This is a genomic window from Paenibacillus tarimensis (assembly GCF_021532315.1).
Taxonomy (GTDB): Bacteria; Bacillota; Bacilli; order Paenibacillales; family Paenibacillaceae; genus Paenibacillus_I; species Paenibacillus_I tarimensis.
This window is the reverse complement of sequence record NZ_JAKGAO010000041.1, coordinates 1-8,602: the sequence shown is the minus strand read 5'-3', so window position 1 is coordinate 8,602 and position 8,602 is coordinate 1. Positions and strand designations below refer to the sequence as shown.

General features: G+C 38.8%; 13 protein-coding genes. All 13 read left to right on the top strand.

Annotated elements, in window-relative coordinates:
* The first annotated feature begins 147 nt into the window (after positions 1-147).
* The 13 genes from L1N82_RS23675 to L1N82_RS22795 all read left to right on the top strand — a co-directional run bounded on the left by L1N82_RS23675 (position 148) and on the right by L1N82_RS22795 (position 8,453).
* Positions 148-537, top strand: coding sequence for a WapI family immunity protein (locus L1N82_RS23675; protein WP_456238740.1), 390 nt, complete (start codon positions 148-150; stop codon positions 535-537).
* Between the two features lie 687 nt (positions 538-1,224).
* Positions 1,225-1,605, top strand: coding sequence for a hypothetical protein (locus tag L1N82_RS22845; protein WP_235289773.1), 381 nt, complete (start codon positions 1,225-1,227; stop codon positions 1,603-1,605).
* A 311-nt stretch (positions 1,606-1,916) separates the two neighbouring features.
* A complete protein-coding gene (locus tag L1N82_RS22840) occupies positions 1,917-2,303 on the top strand; it encodes a DUF4300 family protein (protein WP_235289772.1) in 387 nt (128 codons plus the stop codon).
* A gap of 24 nt (positions 2,304-2,327) precedes the next feature.
* Entirely contained in the window at positions 2,328-2,612 is a 285-nt protein-coding gene (locus tag L1N82_RS23640) for a DUF4300 family protein (RefSeq protein ID WP_407946810.1), read from the top strand.
* 155 nt (positions 2,613-2,767) lie between these two features.
* Complete coding sequence (locus tag L1N82_RS22835) at positions 2,768-3,181, top strand: DUF5071 domain-containing protein (RefSeq protein WP_235289771.1); 414 nt, start codon at positions 2,768-2,770, stop codon at positions 3,179-3,181.
* A gap of 266 nt (positions 3,182-3,447) precedes the next feature.
* Positions 3,448-3,762 (top strand): DUF3221 domain-containing protein, encoded by a 315-nt coding sequence (locus tag L1N82_RS22830; RefSeq protein WP_235289770.1) that lies wholly within the window; start codon positions 3,448-3,450, stop codon positions 3,760-3,762.
* 225 nt (positions 3,763-3,987) lie between these two features.
* A complete protein-coding gene (locus L1N82_RS22825; RefSeq protein WP_235289769.1) occupies positions 3,988-4,491 on the top strand; it encodes a GNAT family N-acetyltransferase in 504 nt (167 codons plus the stop codon).
* A gap of 236 nt (positions 4,492-4,727) precedes the next feature.
* Complete coding sequence (locus L1N82_RS22820; protein WP_235289768.1) at positions 4,728-5,264, top strand: GNAT family N-acetyltransferase; 537 nt, start codon at positions 4,728-4,730, stop codon at positions 5,262-5,264.
* 515 nt (positions 5,265-5,779) lie between these two features.
* Positions 5,780-6,286 carry a hypothetical protein gene (locus L1N82_RS22815; protein ID WP_235289767.1) on the top strand — a complete coding sequence of 169 codons (507 nt, stop codon included), beginning with the start codon at positions 5,780-5,782 and terminating at the stop codon, positions 6,284-6,286.
* Between the two features lie 191 nt (positions 6,287-6,477).
* Positions 6,478-7,038, top strand: coding sequence for a hypothetical protein (locus L1N82_RS22810; RefSeq protein WP_235289766.1), 561 nt, complete (start codon positions 6,478-6,480; stop codon positions 7,036-7,038).
* 223 nt (positions 7,039-7,261) lie between these two features.
* The gene (locus tag L1N82_RS22805) at positions 7,262-7,819 is read left to right on the top strand and encodes an SMI1/KNR4 family protein (RefSeq protein WP_235289765.1); all 558 of its coding nucleotides are present in this window, start codon (positions 7,262-7,264) and stop codon (positions 7,817-7,819) included.
* 20 nt (positions 7,820-7,839) lie between these two features.
* Entirely contained in the window at positions 7,840-8,007 is a 168-nt protein-coding gene (locus L1N82_RS22800; protein ID WP_235289764.1) for a hypothetical protein, read from the top strand.
* A 44-nt stretch (positions 8,008-8,051) separates the two neighbouring features.
* On the top strand, positions 8,052-8,453 hold the full coding sequence (locus L1N82_RS22795; RefSeq protein ID WP_235289774.1) for a GNAT family N-acetyltransferase: 402 nt from the start codon (positions 8,052-8,054) through the stop codon (positions 8,451-8,453).
* Positions 8,454-8,602 lie beyond the last annotated feature (149 nt).

The window sequence follows — 8,602 nt, the reverse complement described above, 5'->3', positions numbered from 1 at the left end:
ACGGCAACTTAAGCCTCTCGAGTTCGTGAATATAAGAGACGTTATGTGAAATCCCCGAATGAGGGTGTGACAATGAAGCAGGAAATAATAATATAAAGAGTGAGAGTGGATTTATAAAATTTACTCTAAGTAATGTAGTAGGATTTCCTGAACAGACTTCTTTCTGGGGGGTACGAAGTCTCAGGTAATGTTGAAATAAAGAGCGGGAACTTCACTGCTAGTGGAGAGCTCTGGTTCACTACCGGTGAACTGTACACCTTTTATAAATCATTACTAACAGTCCACCAGCATTGTTCAGGTAAAGTGGAATATAGTAATTTTGACCGGTCCTTAAATTTTGAACTGCAGTATAAGCCAGGAGGAATTATCGAGATTAAAGGTCGCTATCAAGAACATCCAGATAGTATTAATGAACTAATATTTGAAATACACTCTGACCAGTCATATATAAATAATACTATTGAAGAACTGAAGGAACTTATTAAGGACTATGGAAACCTACGTGGGATTATTCAGGAAGTCGGGGACATCACATAACACCGCATTCACGCATCGGAGCTAACGCCCCTCGGTCCGCAAGAAGCATTTCCTGAAGCAGCCAAATCAGCGGACAACCCTGCACTGCCTAACCGCATCGCGGCCGGTCACTTCGTTCCCTTAAGGCAGTGAGGGTTCGTGAATGCAAGAGACGTTATGCGTAACTTCCTAAAGAATTAATGGACTGTATAAGAACGAAATGCAAAACAAGATCAAAGTGCAGTATAAGACCGAAGTGCATTACGAGACCGAAGAACTGAAGAGAAGTATAAAACCGAAATGCAGAATAAAATCTGAAAGTGATATAGATCGAGAATAGTACAAGATCGAAGAGCTGTACAAGATCAAAGGAAGAATAAGACCAAAATCGAGGAACAGTATAAGACCGAAAGAGCATTATAAGAATAAAGAACGTAAGTTAAGTCAGGGAGCAGGAAGCAACGCATAACACCATATTCAAGCTGCGTCGCCTGACGGCTCCTTGATCTGCCAGAGGTAAATTCGCGGAAGCGGATTCAGGCAGATAACCCTGCGAGGCTAAGTCATACGACACGGCTAGGCGATTGCTACGCATAATCGCTACGGCAGCTTAAGCCTCTCGGGTTCGTGAATATATGAGACGTTATGCGTAATTAATGCAAGTCTGATCGAAAGACTTTAAAAGTTTTTACGAGGGAGACCAACTAAATGATATGGGTCAAAGTTATGGTTTTAGTGTTTATTGTTGGGTTATTCACATCATTATTTGTCGGAATGATTAACAAAAAGTTTATGGTAGTTCCTATAATTTTAACTATAGTATCTGTGGCAATACTAATAGTTCCAGTTACTAAGTACTTGAATGATGTACATAAACAAGAGATTGAACGAGTTATAAAATCCAAGGGTGGAAAAGTACTTGAAATTGAAAGGAAGGATGAGAACAATCTAATTCGATATACCATTACATATGAAATTGAAGGTGTTGTCAAATCGGCTGAATATCTTGCTACAAAGATAGTAAATGATGTACATGCAAAGGATAGATTCGGTCGAGGTGATGAATGGACATTTTATGAGACAGACTAGATTTAACCAGTAGGTTCGAAGAGGGAGATAACTACACATAACACCGCATTCACGCTTCAGTCCTAATGGCCTTTGGTCCCTGAGAAGTAGTTGGCAGGGAGGTATTTCAGCGGACAACCCTGCACTGAGTCTTCGCCCCGTTGATCCGATTGCTTCGCTTAATCATCCGGCAGCTTAAGCCAGTGAGGGTTCGTGAATGCAAGAACGTTATGCGAAAAATTTGAAAGAGGGTAAAAACCATCAAACGTTTTTGTATCCTTGTATTTGGTCTACTTATACTTCTAATATCAGGGTGCTCCCCAGATTCAAATATGGAATTCAGATATAGTTATCTGAACAATGAAGAGGTCATTAGTTTTACTAAATCTCTGCTCCACGAGAGTGGTATTACAGATAAAAATGCAGATAGATGGTTCAAGTTCATTGAATTATACAATGCTAAGCAAGCTAAGTTTGTGTCATCCACCAATACAGGTTGGGTAAAAACGAATAATCGAAAGTACGGGGATATTAATTTTAATGAAACATTAAATGGTTGGTCTGCAGATGAAGCAGATAATATAGATATTAACTGCCGAATATCACTTTTTTTACTGGTCGCAGATTCCTTTGATATCAACAAGGAAATCTCAATAAAAGTGTATGAGTCAGAGTTAAATAAAGTAAAACAACTAGGGTTCAATTTATCTAGCAAGTAGATTTCTGTTTTCAGGGCATTATATATGCCGTTAGATAAAGTTGACGATTCTGAACTAAAGTTCCCAGATCAATTCAAAGTGCTACGGATTTATTTGGATTCAAACAATGACAGTATTTTAGAGATGGCACATACAGCACTTATTATTGAGAGAGATGGGAATTTATATTTACTTGAGGAGAAGAACCCATGCTATCCATTCCAGATTAGCGAGTTTAATAGTCTAGAAGAAGTACACACATATTACAATCACATCTATAAGCAGAATAAAGAGATATATCTAAATAAAGATAAATCAATTGTAAGTTGATCAGAGAGGTTGAATTCTTCGTATAACACCGCATTCACGCATCGGGCCTGACGCCCCTCGATCGCAGACGTGAGTTCGATGAAGCGATAGCTACGACAAATCCCTACGGGAGTTCGTGAATGAGAGGAACGTTTATCTGAAATGACTGCGAGGAGTTGATAATAATAAATAATGATATAAGCAACTTCAAGCTTAGAGGCAAGATGGACTACGAAAGATTGGAAATAATAATATTAAAGATCGACTTGCAAGAAAAACCTGATTTAATACCTCACTTATTAGTATGGACACAAGATGTAAATTGGCCTGTTGCATTCCCCATTTTAGAGAAATTAGTAGCATATCCTTCAGAAATAATTCCACACATAAATCAAATACTTAATACAAACGATGGGATATGGAAAGACAATGTAATTCGTTATTTACTGAAAGAGCTACCTCTCGAATATAAATCGACTTTCAAAGATGAACTAGAACGAATAGTCAAGAAGCCAACGAGAGATGAAATTGAAGATGAAGTAGTAGAAGCAGCAATTGAAGTATTAGAAGAGATCAATAAGGAACAATGAATGGAGTGTCTCAAGGAGGCAGTCACATCAGATAACACCGCATTTACGCATCGGGCATTCGCCCTTGGTCCGCAGATTCAGCGGACAACCCTGCACCGGCTAAGTCTGACGACTCGCGCTTCCGCGCTTAAGCCGGTGAGGGTTCGTGAATGCCTGAACTTTATATGCAATTGGGACGATAGGCAAATAGTAAATTCAAAAGGAGATTTAGAGAAAAACAATTATTCAAAACCCTTAGTTAATTAGCTTGGTGGGAGGAGTTAATTATGAGATTGTTATTATTTTTATTATTGATATTCTTACCATTAGTTTCCTCATGTGGTTCCGAAGTGTATTTCGAAGGTAGAATTGTTCAAATAAATGATGACTCAATTCTAGTAATAAATAACATAAGTGAAGAGGACATTAAATCAAATAGTGTTCAAGAGATATTAGATAAGAATCATGAAGCTTTTGAATTTAAGGTCGGGAAAACATCATCATTCGAAGTAGGTATGAAGGTGAAAGTTGGTTATAACGGAAATGTTGATACTTCCTACCCAGCGCAGGCAGGTGTGGAAAGCATAAAAATAATTAAGTAGGTTTAAGTAATTCGAGAAAGGCCCCAACAGCATATAACAATGAATTCACACGTCGTCGCCTGACGGATCCTCGGTCCCAGAAGTGAGTTCGAAGAAGTGGGAAGCTGGGACACATTCATCAGCCTAAGATAAGAGCTATCTAAGGCTGATGAATGTCGTGAATACTGAAACGTTAGACGAAATGCCTGAATCATTAGTGATTTCATTTGGAGTGGAGTTGGTGAAGTGATAGAGACTGAAAGACTGATTTTTCGAAGATATTCGAGTGATGATCTCGATTTACTATTAGAGATGACAAGCAATCCGGATATCATGAAATTTATTCGGCATGGAAATCCATGGACACAAGAAGAAACGATAGAGAGCCTTAACCGGTATATTGGTTGGAATAATGAAGGAATTGGTTTACATCTAGCTTTTAATAAGCAAGATGGTAAATTGGTTGGTCACTCTGGGCTGATTCCACAGACCATTGAGGACATTAATGAGCTTGAGGTTGGATATTGGGTGGTCAAAGATGAATGGGGTAAGGGGTATGGCTTTGAGCAAGCCAAAGCCTGGAAGGAATACGGATTAATGAATCTTGAACATACCCGATTAATTTCCTTAATTCAAAATGGAAATATTGGTTCAATGAGAGTTGCTGAGAAGAACGGAATGAAACACGAGAGAGATATTGAACTACTTGGAAAGAGAGTGGCTGTCTATTCAATAACAAGACTATGGTAGTGATTCGAAGAAGTCAGGCACTAACACCGCATCACGCATTGGGGCTAACGCCCCTCGGTCCACAAGATGGATTTTCGTACGAGCGGAATCAGCGGACAACCCTGCACCGGCTAAGTCTGACGACACGGCTAGGCGATTGCTTCGCATAATCGCAATCGCAGCTTAAGCCTCTCGGGTTCGTTAATATATGAGACGTTAGATGAAATGACCTTAAGAGAGGAATTCTAACTACGAATATGTTTCCTACAATAGAAACTAAAAGATTAAAACTCAGAGAACTTCGGCTTGAGGATACACTCGATTTATTTCATTACTTTTCAAAAGATGAAGTAACAAAATACTACGATTTGGACAGTTTTACAGAGTTAAGTCAAGCAGAGAATTTAATTACAAATTGGCAAGAGAGATTTAACAATGAACAAGGAATTAGGTTTGGGATAACGCTTAATAATGAAGACCATGTAATTGGAACCTGTGGTTTTCATAATTTATCTCGAAAGCATTTTAAAGCAGAAATTGGATATGAACTATCACCAGAATATTGGCGCCAAGGAATTATGAGAGAAGTGCTAGATGCAATTTTAATATATGGATTTGAAGATCTAGGATTAAACCGAATAGGTGCACTAATAGATCCTAATAATATAAGTTCTAGATTGCTTTTAGAGAAATCAGGTTTTAAAGAAGAAGGAATACTTAATGAATATTATTACAAGCAGAATAGATTTGTGGACGCTGTCATTTTTTCAAAATTGAAGAAGAACTATAAATAAAGTCATTTTAATGTAAATCAAAGAAGAAGGTCACCACGTCTAACAACATATTCACGCTTCGGGGCAATCGCCCCTCGGTCCGGCCGGAATTAGAAGTGGTTCGGGGATGAGAATTTCAGTAGCAAAGAAGCAAAATCAGCCGGACACATCCAACTCCCTAACCGCATCGCGGCCGCCCTTCGGGCTTAATGGTGTTGGACGTTGTGAATACTCGTACGTTATGTGAAATAGCATGAAACATGATAAAACAATACGGAGGTTAACTCATGGGAAATGGAAGGATCCTAGGAATTGCATACAATGTTATTCCTGTTGCCAACATCGAGAGATCAGCAAAATGGTTTGTAAAACATTTTGGATTTAATATCAGAAACCAGAGGGAAGGCTACTTGAGTTTGTTTAGGGGACCCGCCAGTGAGGGTTCGTGAATGCCTGAACGTTAGGTGAAATCCGAAGTGTTTTTTTGTGGAGGTGTAACAGTGAAGGGGATAACAAGCACATTAATAACGTCCTGCTTGTTTTTGTTGCTAATTGTTTCCTTTCCTAATAATGCTGAAGCTTGTGACTGTGACATTCCGAAAAGTGCAAGAGAAGGCCTGGAGCAGTCGGATGCAGTGTTTACTGGTAAGGTCAAATCAATAAAGAAAACAAAAATTGACGGAGAAGCTTTTAATGAAGCTTGGATTGAGGTGGGTGAGATATGGAAGGGTATTAAAGAATCTCAGATAGTTGTTTATACATCTTGGTCCAGTTGTCAGTTTGAGTTTCAAGAAGGGGAAGACTATCTCCTGTACTCTTACCAGGTCTCAGGTAATTACTATGTGACGAATTGCGGTAGGTCTAATAAATTATCAGGTGCGACAATGGATATTGATCAGCTAGGTCCTGGGATGGAGGCCAGCGTTTATGTTAATCTTGCATTTAAATACAACAAGTGGAATTGGATATTTGTTTCATTTTGTATAGTGTTATTTGCCGGTGGGATAGCAACTTACTTAATAAGAAACAACAACAAGAAATGATTTCGCGGGTAACTTAAAGAACTTCACCTAACACCGCATTCAGGCTGTGGGACAGTCGCCTCTGGTCCGCCGCCCGAAGGTTTTCAAGGGAGTTGAATTAGTGGACAACCCCGCACTGGCTAAGTCTTTGACCCGGCGATCCGATCGCTTCGCTTAATCGGTCGGCAGCTTAAGCCAGTGGGGGTTCGTGAATGCCTGAACGTTATACGCAATTACTGCAAAAGGGGAAAAACATGGATGAACTAATAGAAGACATAACCGAGATTATAATACAGATATGTCTTGATTTAAGACCATGTTCAATAATCGATAAACATAAATTCAATGAATTGTATACGAAGTTTAATGAGTTAAAGCATGTGATTAATAAGAAAAACGCCCAGGTGATCTCAAAGGAATTAGTTAGAGCACTCCTTTACGTTAGTGACGGAATTATCGTTCAATGTAACTTTTCAAGAAAGAAGGATCATCTTATTAATGAATGGATAATCCTTAATAAAGAAATAATTAGCTTGCTTAGGTCCAATGATTTGCAGATTAATATAGTAGGCAATGAACACCAATTAATGTCTACTTCAAATGAGATAGAAATACAGACAGCATGCTTAATATTCGATCAATTACATAAATTAATCATGCAATCTGCTTTAATTTCAAATCCTCAAAAATATGAAGTTGTAGATTCGTTGTATAAAACAGATAACAAGTTTCTAAATGAGTATTGGGATCATTTAAAAAGGATTGAAAATTAATTATTGTAGCTCAAAGATGGCAGTAACAGCGCATAACACCACATTCACGCTTCTGGCCTGGCGGCCCTAGGTCCGCACCGAGGAATTTCGAGGAAGCCGAATCAGGCGGACAACCCTGCACTCCTAACCGCATCGCGGCCGTTCCCTTCGGTCACTTAAGGCAGTGAGGGTTGGTGAACGCAGGAACGTTATAAGAAATTACCGGAAGGAGAGTTGTAGCAGGATGAAACAAGGAGAATTAATAAACAAAACTTTAAAATCTCTAAAGAAAAGATTAAATAACAACAATGATTTATTAGAATTACAACTTGGAGAAGGTTATTTAACTGAAGCTAAATGTACGTTTAATGAACCGATTAATGAAAAGGATTTACTTGATTTTGAAAAAGAATTTGGACTTAGAATTCCTGAAGACTATTATAACTTTTTAACAATTACTAACGGTTGTTCATTATTTGATCACCCAGAGTATGGAGGAGAAGCTAGTATATACAGATGGCAGGACACCATGGATGCAACATACGAAGATCCAAAAGAAGGTCACAAGAAATTAATTATTGCCTACATATATCAAGATGAGATAGTAATCGATCTTAAAGCATATAACGAAGGATTAAGTAATTACCTTATGGTAAAGGGACATATTGATCATTTCCACCAAGCTAGGCCTTTGAATATGAATTTTGAGTTGTGGTTTGATCGATTTATTATTTGTCAGGGCGAGAAATTCTGGACCTGGCCGATTTATACAGCAGATAATTACTATAAGTTAAGAGGGTAATGATATTGTAAGTTTGTCAAGTGAAGCTGGCAACTTCGTACAACACAGCATTCACGCATCGGACCATATGGCCCTCGGTCCGTAGAGGTATTTTCGAGGATGCGAGAGCTGCGGACAACCCCGCACTGGCTAAGTCTTACGATCCGCCGCTACGCGGCTTAAGCCAGTGGGGGTTCGTGAATGCCTGAACGTTAACTGAAATTTCCACAAGAGATGAGAGAGAGTGAATACAATGAAGATAACATACAGTGATTCCAAAGAGATTTCAAGTAAACAGCTAGAAAACTTGTTTAAAGCTCTCGAATGGAAATCAGGTAACTTTCCAAATGAATTGCAAGAAGCAATAAAGAATTCACATTCTGTGGTAACGGCTTGGTACCAAGGAGAATTAGTGGGATTGGTGAATGCATTATCTGATGGGGTGATGACAGTTTATTTTCATTACATGCTTGTACATCCTAATTATCAGAATATGGGCATTGGTAAGAATATGTTAGAAAAGATTTTAATTAGATATGAAGGCTACAAGAATAAATTACTGATTTCTTATAAGAATGCTGAATCATTCTATAGGAAAGCTGGATTTAAACCGGAAGAAGGAACGATTGCAATGTTTATAACTGATATGGTCTAATTCAAGATCAGTTTGGAGTAACTCGAAGATGGCGGAAGCATTAGATAACACCGCATTCACGCTTATGGCCTGGCGGCCCTAGGTCCGCACCGAGGAATTTCGAGGAAGCCGAATCAGGCGGACAACCCTGCACTCCTAACCGCATCGCG

What these genes read in the sequence shown, in the direction of transcription:
- L1N82_RS22845 (WP_235289773.1), top strand. Translation starts at nt 1,225, where the DNA reads ATGATATGGGTCAAAGTTATGGTTTTAGTGTTTATTGTTGGGTTATTC.
- L1N82_RS22840 (WP_235289772.1), top strand. Translation starts at nt 1,917, where the DNA reads ATGGAATTCAGATATAGTTATCTGAACAATGAAGAGGTCATTAGTTTT.
- L1N82_RS23640 (WP_407946810.1), top strand. Translation starts at nt 2,328, where the DNA reads ATGCCGTTAGATAAAGTTGACGATTCTGAACTAAAGTTCCCAGATCAA.
- L1N82_RS22830 (WP_235289770.1), top strand. Translation starts at nt 3,448, where the DNA reads ATGAGATTGTTATTATTTTTATTATTGATATTCTTACCATTAGTTTCC.
- L1N82_RS22820 (WP_235289768.1), top strand. Translation starts at nt 4,728, where the DNA reads ATGTTTCCTACAATAGAAACTAAAAGATTAAAACTCAGAGAACTTCGG.
- L1N82_RS22810 (WP_235289766.1), top strand. Translation starts at nt 6,478, where the DNA reads ATGCCTGAACGTTATACGCAATTACTGCAAAAGGGGAAAAACATGGAT.
- L1N82_RS22805 (WP_235289765.1), top strand. Translation starts at nt 7,262, where the DNA reads ATGAAACAAGGAGAATTAATAAACAAAACTTTAAAATCTCTAAAGAAA.
- L1N82_RS22795 (WP_235289774.1), top strand. Translation starts at nt 8,052, where the DNA reads ATGAAGATAACATACAGTGATTCCAAAGAGATTTCAAGTAAACAGCTA.